Genomic DNA, 15729 nt, shown 5'->3' with positions numbered 1-15729 from the left:
TCGCCCATGCACTCCGTACGACATCCAGGCAAGACCATAGACGATTTTTGTAGTTCTGATCAAATGGCTCTGATCATCTACGATATGCAGATCGGAATCATGCGGCAGATGACCCACGGCGCAGAGATCACAGCCAAAGTGGCGTCAGTCCTGTCAGCGGCAAGGGCGGCGGGTTTTCCGGTCATCTTCATGCGACACTTGTCGATGCCCCTTTCACTGATGGGAGCTTTCCAGCGCAGGCAGGCTATGGCCTGGCAAAAAACTGGGGATCCTGCGGCAATCACGCCATGGTTTCTTCGAGGAAGCCCGGGTTTTGAGATCGTCCCAGAACTTCAGCCCCGCGACGATGAAGCCGTCATAGACAAGATCACGTTCTCGGCCTTTGAAGGCACGCCGTTGGCCATCATCCTCCGGGATTTGGGATTGACCAGTTTCGCAATATGCGGCGTAGCGACTGAAATCGGCATCGAGCCTACGGTTCGTCATGGCGCTGATCTGGGTCTCGTCCCGCTTGTCATCCGTGACGCCTGCGGCGGCGGTCATGCTGAGGCTGCGGAGCGTTCATTGGCCAACATAGCATTTATGGGAGATGCGCTGATTTGCGAGACCGGCGACTTCATAAACGCAATTCGAAAAGCTGAATAGAAGCCTCCGAACGAACCGCCAAGATATTCGAGCGCGTAGATCCACTAAGCAATTCACTGGCGGCTGTAGCCGTGCGTTGAATGGCAGCACGCAAGGCTCCGCCTACCTCGCCGGCTCTGGCGACACGCGCCTTGTCGGATCGTCGGCAATCCCGGACTGCGGGAGCGGCGACCCACGCAGTCACCGTTCTCCTTTTAACGGCTATGAGTCCAATCAACTGCGGCTTGCAGCAATCAGCGCATGGGCGGCATCGCGGAGCAAGCCGGTTGCCTCGCCGGGTTCAAAGAGCTGCATGCTCACAAAGGCGCCGTTGATCAGCACCGCGAGTTAACCGGCGAGTCGGTCCGGGGCGGCAACCGCCAGCCCCTCGGCGATGGTCTTCAGGCGCCGCCGCATCTCGCGCATATGGGCCTGGGCGACCTTGCGGGCGGGGTGATCCGCTTCTGGAAATTCGGCCGCTGTGTTGATCTGCGGGCAACCCCTGTAGTTGTCCCGTCCGACCCTCTCGCCGATCCACTCGAAATGCGCGTCGAGCTCCGCCCCGGCATCCTCCGGATGCTGTTCTCTCACCTGGTCCCAGGTGTTCCAGAAATCCAGATCCTCGCGCTTGAGAAAGGCGGCGATCAAGTCGTCCTTCGTGCCGAAATGTCGATGGAGACTGGTTTTGGCAACACCGGATTTTTCCACCACCAGATCGACTCCGACAGCGCGCACGCCACGCCGGTAAAAGAGCTCCGATGCTGTCTCTAGAATTCTGTCCCGCACCTCGTTCGTACCAGAGGTGGAAGAGGTCGCTGTGTTCTTTGCCATATCACCGGGACACTACAGCCCGTAGCGATCATAGGTGCGAGCGGCCATACTGGCCATTTTGTCGTCGCCGAGCTGTTGCGACGCGGGATCAAGCCGATCGCGATCGGCCGCAGCAGCGGGCGGCTGGCGGAGGCGGGTTTTCCGAGCGGGGTATCGAATGCCGTGAGGCTGCGGTGGAAGACGACGGAGCGCTAGACCGGGCCCTTGCCGGCGCGGCTGCGGTCATCAACTGCGCCGGGCCGTTCATGGATACGGCCGACGCTGTTGTCCGCGCCGCCTTGCGGGCGGGCATCCACTATCTGGACGTGACGGCCGAGCAGCCGAGCGTGCAGGCGACATTCGAACACCACGAGATTGCGGCGCGCGACGCAGGCATCGTCATCATCCCCGCAATGGGCTTTTACGGTGGCTTGGCCGATCTGCTGGTCGCAACCGTCATGGGCAAGTGGGATCACGCCGACGCCATAGAAATTCACGTCGCACTCGACAGCTGGCTTCCAACAAAAGGCACGCGCATCACCGGAGAAAAGAACACTGCAAAGCGCCTTGCTGTCAGCGGTGGGCAGATGGAGCCGGTGCATCAGCCACCCGCTGAAAAAATATCCGTTCTACCTGCCCCGTTTGGTCGCCAGACCTTCGTCGAGCTTCCCTTCTCAGAAGTGCCGCTGATTGCCCGTCACGTTCGGACAAAGGAACTGCACGCCTTTCTCAGCACGACAGCCCTGCGGGATGTGCGTGATCCGTCCACCCCTGCGCCCCAGCCGGTCGACGAAACCGGACGTTCGTCACAGCGCTTCGCGGTGGAGGTGATCGTCACGCAAGGAGACGTGCGTCGCCGGATCATCGCGCAGGGTCAGGACATCTACGCCGTCACGGCACCCATCATCGGTGAAGCGGTCCAGCGCATCCTGTCGGGCGACATCCGCGGTACCGGCGCAAAGCCGCCAGCCGCGATTTTCGACGCCGCCAGCTTCCTGCGCGCGCTGGAGCCGCATCTGTCGATCGAGATCGAAAACGCCGGTGCAAATCGTTCGCGATAGCGGCGGGATTATCCCGCTTCGGGCGGAGTAAAATCCGGTCATCTATTTCCCTTCTGCGCCGAATCCAGGAGGGCCTGGGGAGCTAAACCGTGGAACTTTATCTGAAGGCGCAACTGGCTTGTTCTGCAGGCATGATCCAGCGTCAGGCGGCAAAGCATTTTAACATATCGCGCGACAGCGTTGCCAAGGCGATCACCGGCAGCAGCCGTCTCGACCGTAGCTTCTGCTGCGCTCTTCGCTAGCCGCCTTGGGTCCGGCAAAAATTCGTTCCAGCAGAATGGATCGCAATTAAGCGAACGGCGGTAGGTGAGTAGAACCGGTCAACAAAAAAGGTCGGGGCGAAATCGCACCGACCTTCGTGTCCGTCGCTTTATCACTTGTGCCAGTACATCCGTGGTCAAAAGGCTCAAGCGACGAAGGCATTGCGAACATCCGCGAAGTTTTGGGAGGCTCACCAGCAATGCCGATGGAGTTTATATAGGATCCGACTGTGTTGAAATCAAGACCCGAATTGAAATGGTAGCGGGAGAGGGACTCGAACCCCCGACCCCAGGATTATGATTCCCGTGCTCTAACCAACTGAGCTACCCCGCCGCCGGGACGGAAACTGCGTTTTTGCCGCGTCGCCGTCATCAGATGGCGGCTTATAAGGTGCGGTTCATGCCGGTGTCAAGCCGAGCCGTTTCAAAAAATCTAAAGTTTTCCAAGGCACAGTGGACAAGGTGCAGAGAGGCTCAGCCGTCAAGCGTGCGGGCACTCGTCAGGCTGCGGCCACGCTCTGCAGCAGACCCTGCAGGGCCGCTTCGGCCTCTGGCGCGCGTTCAGAGCGAAGAATGAAGCCACCGCCATAAACGCGGGCATCTTCGCCAATGCCCGAATAGAGCGCGCAGGCCTGCCCTGGTGCTACGCCCGCCTCACCTTCCAGCAGTTCGACGGAAATGCCGTGGATATCCGCGCGCAGGATCGCCGGCGCTGGCTGGCGGGTCGAGCGGACCTTGGCAAAACACTCAAACCCGTTGGCGGCGACGTCATGGATATCGCCGTCGCCAAGCCAGTTGATGTCGCGCAAGTAGACGCGTCGGGTTTCCAACGCTTCTCTAGGGCCAACGATGACCCGGCGCGAGCGCGCATCGAGATGCACGACATAAAGCGGTTCGCCGGTGGCGACGCCGATGCCGCGGCGCTGGCCGATCGTATAGTGCAGGATGCCGTCATGACTGCCGAGCACGCGACCGTCGAGATGAACGATATCACCTGCCAGCGACGCATTGGGCTTCAGCTTGTTGATGATATCCGCATATTTGCCCTGCGGCACAAAACAGATGTCCTGGCTGTCGGCCTTCTTGGCAACAACAAGACCCATCTCCTCCGCCAATGCGCGGGTTTCCGCCTTGGTCAGGTTTCCCAGCGGGAAGCGCAGATAGTCAATCTGCTCCTGGGTCGTGGCAAAGAGGAAATAGCTCTGGTCCCGATCGGCATCGGTCGGCCGGAACAAAGCGCGGCGGCCGGGCGCACCCTGCTGCGGATTGGATTTTGACCGGATGTAATGACCGGTCGCCAGCGCATCGGCGCCGAGATCGCGCGCGGTCGCCAGAAGATCGGCAAATTTGACCGTCTGATTGCAGGCAACGCAGGGAATAGGCGTTTCGCCGGCGACGTAGCTTTCCGCGAAAGGATTAATCACCGTTTCACGGAACCGCTGCTCGTAGTCGAGGACATAATGCGGAATGCCGAGCACTTCGCAGACGCGGCGGGCATCGTCGATATCCTGCCCCGCGCAGCACGAGCCGGCGCGATGGACGGCAGCGCCGTGGTCATAAAGCTGCAGGGTAATGCCGAGAACGTCATAGCCCTGGCGCTTGAGGATACCGGCAACCACGGAACTGTCGACGCCACCAGACATGGCGACGACAACACGGGTGTCTTCGGGCTTGCGATCAAAATCGAGACTGTTCACGGCATCCAATCCGGTCTTCTGGCCTGTCGATGACCATGTCCATGTTCAGGGAAACGGCAAAACAGCCAGAAGCGCTTATTTGCAGCATTCCGCTGCTGGCCGACATCTGTGCTATATAGAAAGTCGTGACGCTGCTAGCAAGGCCACAAACATCAAGGCCTGAACCTCAGTTTTGACGGCGTCAGATCAGCTTCAGCCGCATGGCCCGGGCAATCGCCTGCATGCGGTTGACAGAATCGAGCTTTTTCGCCGCCGTCTTGAAGTAGCTGGAGACGGTGTAGACGGATATGCCAAGGATCGTGGCGATCTCGTCGCTGCTCTTACCGGCCGCGGCCCAGCGCAGACACTCGATCTCGCGGGCCGAGAGGCGATCACGCATGGAGATCCCCGCTTCGAACGTTCGCTCCAACGTCTCGAACAATTGCAGAAGCACAAAACAGAGTTCAGCAGTCTCTGCTCTGTCCGGCTCACCGCGCGTACCGAAAAACGTGGCAATGAACGGTTCGCCATAGGTCGTATGCAGGGTCACCGCGAAAATCTGGCTCATGCCAGGCTGAGCCATGGCGACATTGTCGCCCAGCAACAGCGTCGCATCGGCGAAAACCGGGAGCTTGGTTTGCCGAAGCCGCTCCACCAGGGCCGAAGAATGAAACAGTCCTGAGGCATCATACTGCCGAACCAGGTCTGCCGGCCAACTACTCAGCATCAGCCGCTCGGAGAAGCGTTGCTGCTCACCAAAAGGCATGCGGGCAATCATGAAGTGGCTGAAGCCGAACCGCGCAGCGCACTGGCGCATCAGATGCAATACTTCATATTCCGTCTGGACGACAGTGGAGGGCATGCTGAACAGCAAATCAGCATAGGCCTCGCCACGCAAGGCCAGTTTTTCGGGGTCTTTCATTATTGATCACCAATCAGCCGGACCATAGCGCCGGCGCAAAAATTCCAGGCTCCGGAATTTTTCTGTGGCACAACATCGAACCAAACATAAAAAAGCGCCGTGAAGCGCCTGTTTCGTTGCCATTGAAGCAACATGCCGTGGTCTGAAAATAATGTGATGCGACAAAGAGCATTCCGGGAACATCAAATGATGTTCGTGCTCAATTTCTGTGCCTGATATAGCAACAATTTTATGCAAATTGAACAGATATATTTGCATGGCTCCCATGCGCCATCGGAACCGGGTGAAAACAGCCAAAAATTGAACGGTTTCACCCCGCGCATCCTTTAAGCAGAAGCGAGGGGTGCCTGTTTTTTGCTCAGACATGGCAGCGAGCGGCATCCTTGTGCCAACGGCGCACAGGCAGTTGCCCCCTTCCCGCGAAGTCCCTCAAATTATGAGCAAATTGTTACCGGCAGTTTAGGCAAATGTTAAATGTGGCGGAGTATGTTGCGTGAATATGGTCTTGCGTATGTGTAGAGAGTCCGATGACCGAAATGATACGACCCCGCGTGAAATATGTCATCGGACCCGATGGCAGCCCCTGACGATTGCCGATCTGCCGCCCGCCAATACACGGCGATGGGTGATCCGAAGAAAGGCTGAAGTGGTTGCCGCCGTTCGCGGCGGATTGCTCAGCCTTGAAGAAGCCTGCGACCGTTATACCCTGACCGTCGAAGAATTCCTTTCCTGGCAGTCCTCGATTTCAGACCATGGTCTGGCCGGTCTGCGCACAACGCGCATTCAGCAATACCGGCACTGACAAGCGCATCAGTAAAGTTCTGAACATCTTTGACTCTATTCGGGCGGCTGCGGAGATATTCGCAGCCCCCGATGCTTTGCATCACACCCGATGCAATGCTCGAGGCGGCATAGAACCAAAGCCCGGGCTGGGTGAAGGCCGAGGCGACGCCGCTGGTCTTTGCGGCAAAAATCAACAGCGCCACCAGCATAACATCCATCATCGACCATTTGGACAAAAGCGGCAGAAGCCGTTCGATCCCGCGCTTCCCCGCGCGCTGGGTTCGATGCCATAGAGCAAAATCGCCGTCGCCATCATCTTTGACAATGGGAAGACGACGGAGAACAGTCCGACCAGCAGACACAAGAGATAGTCGCCCTCGCCCCAAAGCGTCGACAGAATCCCGAGGAGGGATGGGGTTTGAGAGAAAAAATAGAAACTTTCAAACCGAACCAGCGGCAGGACGATACCGAGAGCAAGAAGAAATGGGCACAGAACCACCAGCAGCGGAAAAATCCAGGCCATGAAGCGGCGCCCATCCTCTTTTATCCGAAGCCGTGACCGTACATAGTCAAGCAATAACCGAAAACCGGGCACGGAGACAAACAATATGGATGTCAAAAACGAGGAATCAGGATCGCATGGCCGCTACAGCGCGACCCTTGGTGGCCACACGGGTGAAATGACCTATTCCAGGGCATCTGCGCAACTGATCATCATCGACCATACCGGGGTTCCCGATGAATTGCGCGGCAAGGGTGTCGGTCAGGCGCTGGCGCAACACGCCGTGGACGAGGCCCGCAAAGGCGGCTGGAAAATCATTCCGTTGTGTCCCTTCATGCGCGCACAATCACAGCGTCATCCCGAATGGCAGGATGTAATCCAAGGCTGACGCAAACGAATGGTGGAAAAACAGAAGGCCCTTCTCAGGGACTCGGATGAGTCCTTGAGAAGGGCCTTTTTGTCCGTCCAATGTTTAAGACATGGACAGTCGAGGCGCCGTGCTGCGCTGATAGATGCGCAACCGGTCACGGTCGGTCGTCAGGCCCGCATGCGAACAGCGTTGTCACGCTCCTCGATGGCAGCAGCCTTGGCAAATTCCGCCTGGACTTCCTCAAGTGACAACTCGGCTGCATCCTGCTGAACTTTCAGCTCGCGGATGGAGACCTGCAGGTTGTCAGCCCTTTGACGAGCAGCCTTGGCAAAGGTCGGGTAGGCGAAATGCGAAGGGTCCGCGATTCCGGACTTCTTCTCTTCGAACGTGATCTGGTTTTCCAATTCCTTGGTCATCCGCTCAAATTCGGACATCATCAGCTGAAGCTGGCTCAACTGACGCCGTTTCTCCTTCACCTGAAATTCCTTCAGGCGAACTAGGCTCTCACGTGACTTCATACGCAATACTCCCGTGATGCGAGATCCCGGTTACTGGATTTGGCCCGACAAACCGACCAGACAGTGTCGGAAACGAAAAAATTTTCAGCGATCTTAACAAATACCTACCGCTGGTAACCTTTCGTTTACGGGCATCGTTAATCATAGGGACGATCATTTAAGGGTCAGTAAATGACGCCCATTAAATTTTACAGGCGGCATAGATTGAGTCAGATGAGTCAGATAGCTGGTTTTCTTCATGTTTCGGATGAGGAAGGCCATTCTAGATTCACGTGCAAAATCAGAGGACTGCAAAAAATATTTAACATTTCCGATACACCTTGCCAGAGTGAATCAGAATTTGTTAACCATTTGCTGGCAGCCTCCAAATCAGGCAACGTCTGGATCCGTATCGCGTAAGGGGGCCAAAACGACCTTTCGGCGGCGGAAAAGGGGATAAATTATGCGGGTTCTACTCATTGAAGACGACAGCGCGACAGCGCAGAGCATCGAACTGATGCTCAAGTCGGAAAGTTTTAACGTTTACACCACCGATCTCGGTGAAGAGGGTGTCGATCTCGGCAAGCTCTACGACTACGACATCATCCTGCTCGACCTCAACCTGCCCGACATGTCCGGCTACGAGGTTCTGCGGACGCTGCGTCTGTCCAAGGTGAAGACACCGATCCTCATCCTGTCCGGCATGGCCGGCATCGAGGACAAGGTTCGGGGCCTGGGCTTCGGCGCCGACGACTACATGACCAAGCCTTTCCACAAGGATGAACTGGTTGCCCGTATCCATGCGATCGTGCGCCGTTCCAAGGGTCATGCACAGTCGGTCATCTCGACGGGCGAACTGATCGTCAACCTAGATGCAAAGACTGTCGAAGTCGGCGGCCAGCGCGTTCACCTGACGGGCAAGGAATACCAGATGCTGGAGCTGCTTTCGCTCCGCAAGGGTACGACACTCACCAAGGAAATGTTCCTGAACCACCTCTACGGTGGCATGGACGAGCCGGAACTCAAGATCATCGACGTGTTCATCTGCAAGCTGCGCAAGAAGCTCGCAAATGCCGCCGGTGGTGCAAATTATATCGAGACTGTCTGGGGCCGCGGCTATGTGCTGCGCGAGCCAGAAGGCGAATTCGCCGAAAGCGCCTGAACGACCGCATTCAGCGGTGGACGATGATGTCCCGCATCCCGCATATGCGGAGGCGTCGTGTCTGTTCATGACCCGTTTTGAAAAGTCCGTCCTTCACAGGTCGGACTTTTTTTATGTCCGGAGGGTTTCAAAAGGGCCCTCTGGAGACAAATATTATCGACACAGCAGACAGCAAAAAGCCGCAGGCAAACTGCGGCTTGTCTGACGTCTGCTATGGATTTTCGTCAGGCGGCGATCGACAGGCTCGCAAAGACGTTCGTGAGGATCTTGCGGTCGAAGGGCTTAAGCAGGAAGTCGTCAGCGCCGGCGCGCTTTCCGGCCATCATCTTTTTGAGATCAGCCTCGACGACGCAGTAATAGATACGCACGGTCTTGCCCTTTTCCATGAGACGGATGTTGGCGATCAGTTCGAGCGCACCATCCAGACCCGCATCGACGATCATTATGTTGGGCAGTTCCGCCTGGCAGTTCGAGAGCGCCTCCAGTCCGTTGGAAGCCTCCGACACGAGGAACCCCATGCCGGAAAGAATTCTCTTTCCAACCTTGCGGACCACATCGGAATCATCGGCAATCATCAAGCGCTGCATGTTCAGCTCCTATACACCCGCATACCTAAACGGGAGCAACTTCCTCGGAAACAACCGTATCGGCCTTTGGCAAAGATTCTGTTACCGCGTTTGCTAAAACACGATTTTTTCGCCTATGCCGCAGCCATGCGAACCGTGAAGAGGATTTCCTCGCTGGTCGATGACACTTCGATTTCCATGCCGGCTTCTTCAGCAAGCAACACCGTGTAGTAAGGCTGGATCGTATGTGCATCGACAGCTTCTTCCAGCGTACCGGACAGCAGTTCGACCAGCCGTGGCGGAACCCGCATCATCCGGCCTTTCGCGATCAGCTTGAAAACAGCATCATATTCCGGATTTTCCAGGATAACATCGATCGAGCCACCGCGCGGGATGGCACCATAGGCGATGAGAAACAGGTTGAGCAGCAGCTTAACGCGATTCTTCGCAATGATGACACGTGGGCCGGTCCAGATGACTTCTGTCTTCTTTTCAGCGGCAGCAAAATCCTTGGCGGCCTTTTCGGCTTCGCCGGTATCGATCGATGCACCGACCGAACCAGATGCACCGAAAGCCAGACGGGCGAACTTCAGGCGAACCGATGCATTCAGCGCACTGGTCCGGATGAGGTCCATGGCATCCGCATCGGCGCCGCCTTCGTCCAGAAGTTCGAGACCGTTGTTGATCGCACCCACCGGAGAAATGATGTCATGGCAGACGCGGCTGCAAAGAAGTGCTGCCAGATCGGGGCCGGTCAGCGTCAGGTTCGGGTTCTTTCCCATAGAATATCCTCAATGGCCTTCGTTCGGCTTCCGGTGTCATTCCGGCAATTGGCTGGCCGTTTACATTCAACCGACCCGCATAATATGCGGTGAAGATTGCGCGGACATATCCGCGAAGACGAAGGTCATAAAGACACCACATTTGGTAAACCGATTGTTAAGATCATCGGTTCAAATTGCGGCGATGGAACATGATCCATGGTAAAACGGCGCTTGCGTTGGTAACGGGTTCATTGACCAGCAAGCCGCACCCCTTCAGCGTCCACGAAGGCAGGCTTTGACGGAGGAAAAATGCAGTCGATCATCAATGCCGCAAGGTCCCTGTTCCTGAGACTGTGCGTTGCGACGGTTGCCGTCGCAGCTTCGCTTATGCCAGCACTGGCACAACAGTCAGGCGGCACGCAGTATACGGCACAGGAAATCGTCGATGCCGGGCACGGTTTTTTCGGATCCACATCCGGCGGACTTGCCAAGGTCGTGGAGCGCGCTTTCCAGAATTATGGACTCCCGAACGGTTACATCCTGGGGCAGGAAGGCTCCGGCGCCTTCGTGGCCGGCCTGACCTATGGGGAGGGCGAGCTCAATACGAAAAATGCCGGCCAGCATAATGTTTTCTGGCAAGGCCCATCTCTCGGCCTGGACTGGGGTGGGCAAGGCAGCCGTACGATGATGCTGGTTTACAACCTGCCAAGCATCCCTGCCCTCTACAAACGCTACGGCGGCGTCTCCGGCTCGGCCTATGTGGTCGCCGGTGTCGGCATGACCGTATTGACCGATGACAATGTCGTGCTCGTTCCCATTCGTACCGGCCTCGGCGCCAGACTGGGGATCAATGTCGGCTACCTCAAGCTCACCGATAGACCGACCTGGAACCCCTTCTGATCTAGGGCTCCGGCCATGTATCAAATTGCCGTTCAAACCATCGAATACTTGAAGTTATAAGAACGGCATGCTTAGAGCATAGATAGAGAAAAGCGGGACGAGAACATCTAATGCACATGGGCGAGTTTTGGCCGTGTGAAATAGATGTCTGAGGCCGCAGCACCTGAAAAATCGCTGTAAACTTATCTTGAGTGGTTCTGGCCCGTGATCGAATTTGCCCTGCTGTTTGTCTTGGGTTTTCTGACGGCTGCCATTATCGGCCTGATGCTTGCCCCTGCCGTTCACAGGCGCATCGTTCGCTTCGCCGAGGACCGGCTGAAGGCCACCATGCCGCTTTCGCCGCAGGAAGTCCGCGCTCAGAAAGATGCCGCGCGTGCTGGGTATGCCGCTGAAAACGCGCGCACCAGCCAGGCTCTGAAGCGCGAGCGAGACAAGACGGTGGCGCTGATGGTCACCAATGGCACAGTGCTCAAGGAAGCCCAACGGCTATCCGGCGAAAATGCGGAACTGCACACCCAGATTGCCGACATGAACGTCGAGGCGGCAGACCTACGATCCACCATCCGCCAGTTCGAGCAGCGGCTGGAGCGGCTGAATACGACGCTTTCCTCCGTTGAAACGGACAATGCGAGCAAGAGCAACGAAATCCGCACACTGGTTCGGCAACTGGACCGTATATCCGCAGATGTCGACAGCATGCGCATCGATCTTGCTGCCCGCGATACTGAGGTGGAAAACCTGAAAAGCCGGATTGCGGGCCTTCGTGACGAACGCGAAGGACTGCGCGCAGAACTGAAGGTCGAAGGTGCGCGTGCGCGTGAAATGGAGGTGCGTCTCGGCCGCGAGGAAGTCCGCATTCGCCAGCTTGAAACAACGCTGTCCAAGGAGGTTTCGGCCAATGCAGACAAGGACAACATCATCGAACGGCGCATGGCCGAAATCGAGCGCCTGCGGGCAAAGAACAAGGAAGCCGGGCTTGAGCTACGGGATGCGTCGCGTGCCCTGCGCTCGGCCGGCGTGACGCCGCTGCCGCGCAAGGAAAAGAAAACGCCCGAGCCAGTGGCGGTTGCTGAATTGCCCCTTCGACAATTGATATTCCGCTGCTTTCCGATGAGGCCCGCAACCGCGCGACAGCGCTTTCCGAACGGCTGAGCAATTCGAAAACCGCGGCGCATGACGACGCTTTGCGCGAGGAAATCGCCGGCATTGCCGCGACCATGATCGCGGTTACGGCTGCCAAGGAAGGCAGTGCCTCGTCGATCCACGCACTTCTTGCGTCTGCCGCAAACTCCCAGAATACCGGAAATCGAAAGAGCCTTGCCAAGCGCGCGCACGAAATGTTGCCGCCCAACGACGCGTAAAGCAGCGCGCCCTTGTCAGATGAAAGTGTTGACCATCGCCACCTGATGCAGCGCGATGCCCGTTGCCGTGGCGACGTTGAGGCTGTCAAGGCCCGGACGCTGGCGGATACGGGCAGTGCGGATCGACGACAGGATCGCCGCAGGCAGCCCCTCCCCTTCCGTTCCGACAAGAAGCGCCGTGCGCGGTGATGGCGGAATGTCGTGCAGGTCGGTTTCCCCGCGCGGCGATAGCCCCCAGATCGCAAAACCCTCCGCCTGCAGCCGCTCGATGAGGGCCGCAATCGAACCCTCGCGGGCGAAAGGCACGCTCAGCACCGATCCGACCGACACGCGGATCGCCTTGCGGTACATCGGATAGCAACTCGTCTCGTCCATCAGCACCGCATCGACACCGAAGGCAGCGGCATTGCGGAATATCGACCCGAGATTGTCGTGATTTGAGATACCGCAGGCGGCAAGCACGAGGCTGTGGGCGGGAAGACCATCGAGCAAGACATCCCGGCTGGCCACACCCGATCGGCTGCCCAGCGCCAGCACGCCACGGTGCATGTTGAAGCCGGCAATGGCATCGAAGACTGCCGCCGTGGCGACATAAACCGGCACATCGCCCGGAAAGGCGGTCAGAATCTCTGAAAGCCCATCCAGCCGGTTTTCAAGGATCAGGATCGCCTCCGCCGTGATGCCACGGCGCCTTGCATGGGCCGCGGCCAGCATGCGCAGCACCACCGTGCCCTCTGCGATAAACAGGCCCTGTCGGCCGATGAGATCCCGCTCCTTGATGGAGACGAAGCCCGCCACCCGCGGATCGGCGGGATCGGCGATACGTACTCGGTCGGCGTTCACCTCCGCACCGGTTCAGTTTTTGACGAGAATGTCGGCAACGATGCGACCGCTGGCGATGTCAAAGACCAGAGCCTTGCGCTCGCCACCGGAAAGGCTGCCATAAAACAGGATCTGCCCGCCGGACAGCGCCACATCAGACACCACAAAGCCCGTAGGCAACGCGGCGACAGCCGCAACCGGGGCATCGCTCGGCACGCTCAGCGACGCTGTCTGTGCCGCTGGCGTGCCACTCGGGCGGGTCACCTTGTAGACAATCGCGCCCAGCACAGCCATAAGCATCACCAGCATGACGCCGACCGAGACGACTTGCAGCTTGATCATCTTGCGGCGGACGTTTTCCATCGCCGGATCGAGCGGCTTTTCTTCCTGTCCGTCTTTTTCCTGGTGCGACATGGCTGGCCTTTACCTGTGAGATCGAAGAATGATGAACGACCCCTTTAAACAAGCCCCGGCGATTAGGAAAGTCCTGACGGCCGCTGAAGATGCCAGCGGCCGCATGGATGCGTATCTCACGGACGCACTGGACGGCGAGTTTTCGCGCAATCGCATCAAGGCGCTGATCGAGCAGGGCGTGGTCTTCGTCAATGGCAAGGCGGTCACCGAGCCGAAACGCAAGGTGCAGCCCGGCGACGTCTTCGAGATCGGGCTGCCCGAACCGGAAGACCCGGAACCCAAGGGCGAAGACATTCCGCTCGACGTCGTCTACGAGGACGCGGACGTCATCGTGCTGGTCAAGCCGCCCGGCCTTGTGGTGCATCCGGGTGCCGGCAACTGGACCGGCACGCTGGTCAACGCGCTGATCCATCATTGCGGCGACAGCCTGTCGGGCATCGGCGGCGTCAAGCGCCCCGGTATCGTCCACCGACTCGACAAGGACACCAGCGGCGTCATGGTCGTCGCCAAGAACGACAATGCCCATCGCCATCTTTCCGAACAGTTCGCCGACCACGGCCGCACCGGCCCGCTGGAGCGCGCCTACCAGGCGATCGTCTGGGGCCGGCCGAAGACATTGAAGGGAACCATCGATGCGCCGCTTGGCCGCGCCGGAGACCGCATCAAGCGTGCCGTCAAGAAGGTAGACACCGATGATGCCCGCGAAGCCATCACGCACTACACCGTGATCGACCGCTTTCTCGAAAAACCGGATTCCACCGCGCTCGCCTCCATGGTCGAGTGCCGGCTTGAAACTGGCCGCACCCATCAGATCCGCGTGCACATGGCCTATGTCGGCCATCCCTTGATCGGCGATCCCGACTATGGCGCGGCGTTCCGCACCAAATCCAACCTTTTGCCCGATGCCGCCAAGACCGTTGTCGACCGGTTTCCGCGACAGGCGCTGCATGCCTTCCTGCTTCAGTTCGAACACCCGGCGACGGGCAAGACCATGCATTTCGAAAGCCCGATGCCGGACGACATGCGCGCTCTGGTCAAGGCCCTGAAGACACCGGCATGATCCAATAATTTTTATCGACGATTCTGATGAACGCAGGCCCTTGAACAGCGTTTTTTAGCGGCTCAAGGCTTGCTTTCCCGGCTTTGAAACACAATTTACGGGAAGCAACCACAGTCTGGCATCCCGTTCTCCCGGTTCACCAATCCGTGAAACCGGAATGCTTGAATCATGCTTTCGCCGTACTTATTTAGTAGATCGTGGGGTCGGATAGACCCACATGCCCGGTCAGCCATCTGGAGACCGGAACGCGAAAGAGGTGCATCATGGCCCGCAGTACATTGCCGTCAATTACCGCCGGAGAAGGCGGTCTTAATCGTTACCTGGACGAAATCCGCAAGTTTCCCATGCTCGAGCCGCAGGAAGAGTACATGCTCGCCAAGCGCTATCAGGAGCATGACGACCGGAAAGCAGCCCACAGGCTCGTGACCAGCCATCTTCGTCTTGTAGCCAAGATTGCCATGGGCTATCGCGGCTACGGCCTGCCGATCGGCGAAGTCGTGTCGGAGGGCAATGTCGGCCTGATGCAGGCCGTCAAGAAATTCGATGCCGAACGCGGCTTCCGCCTGGCGACCTATGCGATGTGGTGGATCAAGGCGTCCATTCAGGAATACATCCTGCGCTCCTGGTCGCTGGTGAAGATGGGCACGACCGCCAACCAGAAGCGGCTGTTCTTCAACCTGCGTCGCCTCAAGGGCAAGATTCAGGCCCTCGACGAGGGTGACCTGAAGCCCGAGCATGTGACGCAGATCGCAACGACGCTGAAAGTGTCCGAGGCCGAAGTGATCTCGATGAACCAGCGCCTGTCGGGCGACGCATCGCTGAACGCGCCGATCCGCGCCAGCGAAGGCGAATCCGGGCAATGGCAGGATTGGCTTGTCGATGACCATGACAGCCAGGAGACCATCCTGATCGAGCAGGACGAACTGGAAAGCCGCCGTGCCCTGCTGTCGAGCGCCATGAAAGTCCTGAACGACCGTGAACGCCGCATCTTCGAAGCTCGGCGCCTGACGGAAGACCCGGTCACGCTTGAAGAACTGTCGACCGAATTCGACATCAGCCGCGAGCGCGTCCGCCAGATCGAGGTTCGTGCCTTCGAAAAGGTTCAGGACGCAGTCCGCAAGGCGGCGCTTGATCGCCAGAATTCGCTGCGGGTCGTCGAAGACGCATAAGCGTAC

General features: G+C 58.2%; 18 protein-coding genes, 1 tRNA gene and 3 pseudogenes. 11 read left to right on the top strand and 11 right to left on the bottom strand.

Going from position 1 to position 15729, the window contains the following annotated elements:
• Positions 1–6: 6 nt before the first annotated feature.
• Entirely contained in the window at positions 7–645 is a 639-nt protein-coding gene (locus P6U16_RS16490) for a cysteine hydrolase (RefSeq protein ID WP_277701431.1), read from the top strand.
• Between the two features lie 213 nt (positions 646–858).
• Here P6U16_RS16490 and P6U16_RS16485 read toward each other — a convergent pair.
• Positions 859–1455, bottom strand: a pseudogene (locus P6U16_RS16485) (TetR/AcrR family transcriptional regulator).
• On the opposite strand from P6U16_RS16485, the gene P6U16_RS16480 reads away from it, so the two are divergent.
• Together P6U16_RS16480 and P6U16_RS16475 are read left to right on the top strand one after the other, a co-directional pair.
• Complete coding sequence (locus P6U16_RS16480; RefSeq protein WP_277701430.1) at positions 1383–2495, top strand: saccharopine dehydrogenase NADP-binding domain-containing protein; 1113 nt, start codon at positions 1383–1385, stop codon at positions 2493–2495. The pseudogene P6U16_RS16485 and the gene P6U16_RS16480 sit on opposite strands and share 73 nt — an antisense overlap.
• 89 nt (positions 2496–2584) lie before the next feature.
• Positions 2585–2737: a hypothetical protein gene (locus P6U16_RS16475; protein WP_277704025.1), complete on the top strand. Its 153-nt coding sequence runs from the start codon at positions 2585–2587 to the stop codon at positions 2735–2737.
• Positions 2738–3012: 275 nt separating this feature from the next.
• On the opposite strand, the gene P6U16_RS16470 is transcribed toward P6U16_RS16475, so the two are convergent.
• The 4 genes from P6U16_RS16470 to P6U16_RS16455 all read right to left on the bottom strand — a co-directional run bounded on the left by P6U16_RS16470 (position 3013) and on the right by P6U16_RS16455 (position 5719).
• A tRNA-Met gene (locus tag P6U16_RS16470) sits at positions 3013–3089 on the bottom strand.
• A gap of 166 nt (positions 3090–3255) precedes the next feature.
• Positions 3256–4452 (bottom strand): tRNA 2-thiouridine(34) synthase MnmA, encoded by a 1197-nt coding sequence (gene mnmA / locus P6U16_RS16465; protein ID WP_277701429.1) that lies wholly within the window; start codon positions 4450–4452, stop codon positions 3256–3258.
• A gap of 181 nt (positions 4453–4633) precedes the next feature.
• Entirely contained in the window at positions 4634–5353 is a 720-nt protein-coding gene (locus P6U16_RS16460; protein ID WP_277701428.1) for a LuxR family transcriptional regulator, read from the bottom strand.
• A gap of 6 nt (positions 5354–5359) precedes the next feature.
• On the bottom strand, positions 5360–5719 hold the full coding sequence (locus P6U16_RS16455; RefSeq protein WP_277701427.1) for a hypothetical protein: 360 nt from the start codon (positions 5717–5719) through the stop codon (positions 5360–5362).
• 161 nt (positions 5720–5880) lie between these two features.
• On the opposite strand from P6U16_RS16455, the pseudogene P6U16_RS16450 reads away from it, so the two are divergent.
• A pseudogene (locus P6U16_RS16450) lies at positions 5881–6155 on the top strand (DUF1153 domain-containing protein).
• 148 nt (positions 6156–6303) lie between these two features.
• Here the strand turns inward: P6U16_RS16450 and P6U16_RS16445 are convergent.
• Positions 6304–6659, bottom strand: a pseudogene (locus P6U16_RS16445) (paraquat-inducible protein A); the annotation flags it as partial.
• A gap of 85 nt (positions 6660–6744) precedes the next feature.
• On the opposite strand from P6U16_RS16445, the gene P6U16_RS16440 reads away from it, so the two are divergent.
• The gene (locus P6U16_RS16440; protein ID WP_277701426.1) at positions 6745–7026 is read left to right on the top strand and encodes a GNAT family N-acetyltransferase; all 282 of its coding nucleotides are present in this window, start codon (positions 6745–6747) and stop codon (positions 7024–7026) included.
• A gap of 149 nt (positions 7027–7175) precedes the next feature.
• Here the strand turns inward: P6U16_RS16440 and P6U16_RS16435 are convergent, their stop codons facing one another.
• Positions 7176–7526, bottom strand: a complete 351-nt coding sequence (locus P6U16_RS16435; protein WP_277701425.1) for a flagellar export protein FliJ — start codon at positions 7524–7526, stop codon at positions 7176–7178.
• A 442-nt stretch (positions 7527–7968) separates the two neighbouring features.
• On the opposite strand from P6U16_RS16435, the gene ctrA reads away from it, so the two are divergent.
• Entirely contained in the window at positions 7969–8667 is a 699-nt protein-coding gene (ctrA, locus tag P6U16_RS16430) for a cell cycle two-component system response regulator CtrA (RefSeq protein WP_060639445.1), read from the top strand.
• Between the two features lie 224 nt (positions 8668–8891).
• Here the strand turns inward: ctrA and P6U16_RS16425 are convergent, their stop codons facing one another.
• Positions 8892–9254: a response regulator gene (locus P6U16_RS16425; RefSeq protein ID WP_277701424.1), complete on the bottom strand. Its 363-nt coding sequence runs from the start codon at positions 9252–9254 to the stop codon at positions 8892–8894.
• Positions 9255–9367: 113 nt separating this feature from the next.
• On the bottom strand, positions 9368–10015 hold the full coding sequence (locus tag P6U16_RS16420; RefSeq protein ID WP_277701423.1) for a histidine phosphotransferase family protein: 648 nt from the start codon (positions 10013–10015) through the stop codon (positions 9368–9370).
• A 291-nt stretch (positions 10016–10306) separates the two neighbouring features.
• Here P6U16_RS16420 and P6U16_RS16415 point away from each other — a divergent pair, with 291 nt between their 5' ends.
• From P6U16_RS16415 to P6U16_RS16405, 3 genes are all read left to right on the top strand, one after another.
• Entirely contained in the window at positions 10307–10897 is a 591-nt protein-coding gene (locus P6U16_RS16415) for an EipA family protein (protein ID WP_277701422.1), read from the top strand.
• Positions 10898–11101: 204 nt separating this feature from the next.
• Positions 11102–12049, top strand: coding sequence for a hypothetical protein (locus tag P6U16_RS16410; protein ID WP_277701421.1), 948 nt, complete (start codon positions 11102–11104; stop codon positions 12047–12049).
• A gap of 32 nt (positions 12050–12081) precedes the next feature.
• Positions 12082–12258: a hypothetical protein gene (locus tag P6U16_RS16405; protein WP_277701420.1), complete on the top strand. Its 177-nt coding sequence runs from the start codon at positions 12082–12084 to the stop codon at positions 12256–12258.
• 15 nt (positions 12259–12273) lie between these two features.
• Here P6U16_RS16405 and P6U16_RS16400 read toward each other — a convergent pair whose 3' ends face one another.
• Together P6U16_RS16400 and P6U16_RS16395 are read right to left on the bottom strand one after the other, a co-directional pair.
• A complete protein-coding gene (locus P6U16_RS16400; RefSeq protein WP_277701419.1) occupies positions 12274–13101 on the bottom strand; it encodes an RNA methyltransferase in 828 nt (275 codons plus the stop codon).
• A gap of 12 nt (positions 13102–13113) precedes the next feature.
• Positions 13114–13494 (bottom strand): hypothetical protein, encoded by a 381-nt coding sequence (locus P6U16_RS16395; RefSeq protein ID WP_277701418.1) that lies wholly within the window; start codon positions 13492–13494, stop codon positions 13114–13116.
• A gap of 31 nt (positions 13495–13525) precedes the next feature.
• Here P6U16_RS16395 and P6U16_RS16390 point away from each other — a divergent pair, with 31 nt between their 5' ends.
• Together P6U16_RS16390 and rpoH are read left to right on the top strand one after the other, a co-directional pair.
• Positions 13526–14554: an RluA family pseudouridine synthase gene (locus tag P6U16_RS16390; protein ID WP_277703876.1), complete on the top strand. Its 1029-nt coding sequence runs from the start codon at positions 13526–13528 to the stop codon at positions 14552–14554.
• A 263-nt stretch (positions 14555–14817) separates the two neighbouring features.
• On the top strand, positions 14818–15723 hold the full coding sequence (gene rpoH, locus P6U16_RS16385; RefSeq protein WP_277701417.1) for an RNA polymerase sigma factor RpoH: 906 nt from the start codon (positions 14818–14820) through the stop codon (positions 15721–15723).
• Positions 15724–15729: the final 6 nt, after the last annotated feature.

Origin of the sequence: Rhizobium sp. 32-5/1, assembly GCF_029537235.1 — a bacterium.
GTDB lineage: Bacteria > Pseudomonadota > Alphaproteobacteria > Rhizobiales > Rhizobiaceae > Pararhizobium.
The sequence above is the reverse complement of the archived record's forward strand: the minus strand, read 5'-3'. Positions and strand labels throughout refer to the sequence as shown.

Excerpts from the sequence above, each read along its gene's own strand:
- P6U16_RS16395 (WP_277701418.1), bottom strand. The coding sequence starts at position 13,494 with ATGTCGCACCAGGAAAAAGACGGACAGGAAGAAAAGCCGCTCGATCCG.
- P6U16_RS16420 (WP_277701423.1), bottom strand. The coding sequence starts at position 10,015 with ATGGGAAAGAACCCGAACCTGACGCTGACCGGCCCCGATCTGGCAGCA.
- P6U16_RS16415 (WP_277701422.1), top strand. The coding sequence starts at position 10,307 with ATGCAGTCGATCATCAATGCCGCAAGGTCCCTGTTCCTGAGACTGTGC.
- P6U16_RS16455 (WP_277701427.1), bottom strand. The coding sequence starts at position 5,719 with ATGTCTGAGCAAAAAACAGGCACCCCTCGCTTCTGCTTAAAGGATGCG.
- P6U16_RS16435 (WP_277701425.1), bottom strand. The coding sequence starts at position 7,526 with ATGAAGTCACGTGAGAGCCTAGTTCGCCTGAAGGAATTTCAGGTGAAG.
- P6U16_RS16425 (WP_277701424.1), bottom strand. The coding sequence starts at position 9,254 with ATGCAGCGCTTGATGATTGCCGATGATTCCGATGTGGTCCGCAAGGTT.
- P6U16_RS16440 (WP_277701426.1), top strand. The coding sequence starts at position 6,745 with ATGGATGTCAAAAACGAGGAATCAGGATCGCATGGCCGCTACAGCGCG.
- P6U16_RS16390 (WP_277703876.1), top strand. The coding sequence starts at position 13,526 with ATGAACGACCCCTTTAAACAAGCCCCGGCGATTAGGAAAGTCCTGACG.
- P6U16_RS16480 (WP_277701430.1), top strand. The coding sequence starts at position 1,383 with ATGCTGTCTCTAGAATTCTGTCCCGCACCTCGTTCGTACCAGAGGTGG.
- ctrA (WP_060639445.1), top strand. The coding sequence starts at position 7,969 with ATGCGGGTTCTACTCATTGAAGACGACAGCGCGACAGCGCAGAGCATC.
- rpoH (WP_277701417.1), top strand. The coding sequence starts at position 14,818 with ATGGCCCGCAGTACATTGCCGTCAATTACCGCCGGAGAAGGCGGTCTT.
- P6U16_RS16490 (WP_277701431.1), top strand. The coding sequence starts at position 7 with ATGCACTCCGTACGACATCCAGGCAAGACCATAGACGATTTTTGTAGT.
- P6U16_RS16460 (WP_277701428.1), bottom strand. The coding sequence starts at position 5,353 with ATGAAAGACCCCGAAAAACTGGCCTTGCGTGGCGAGGCCTATGCTGAT.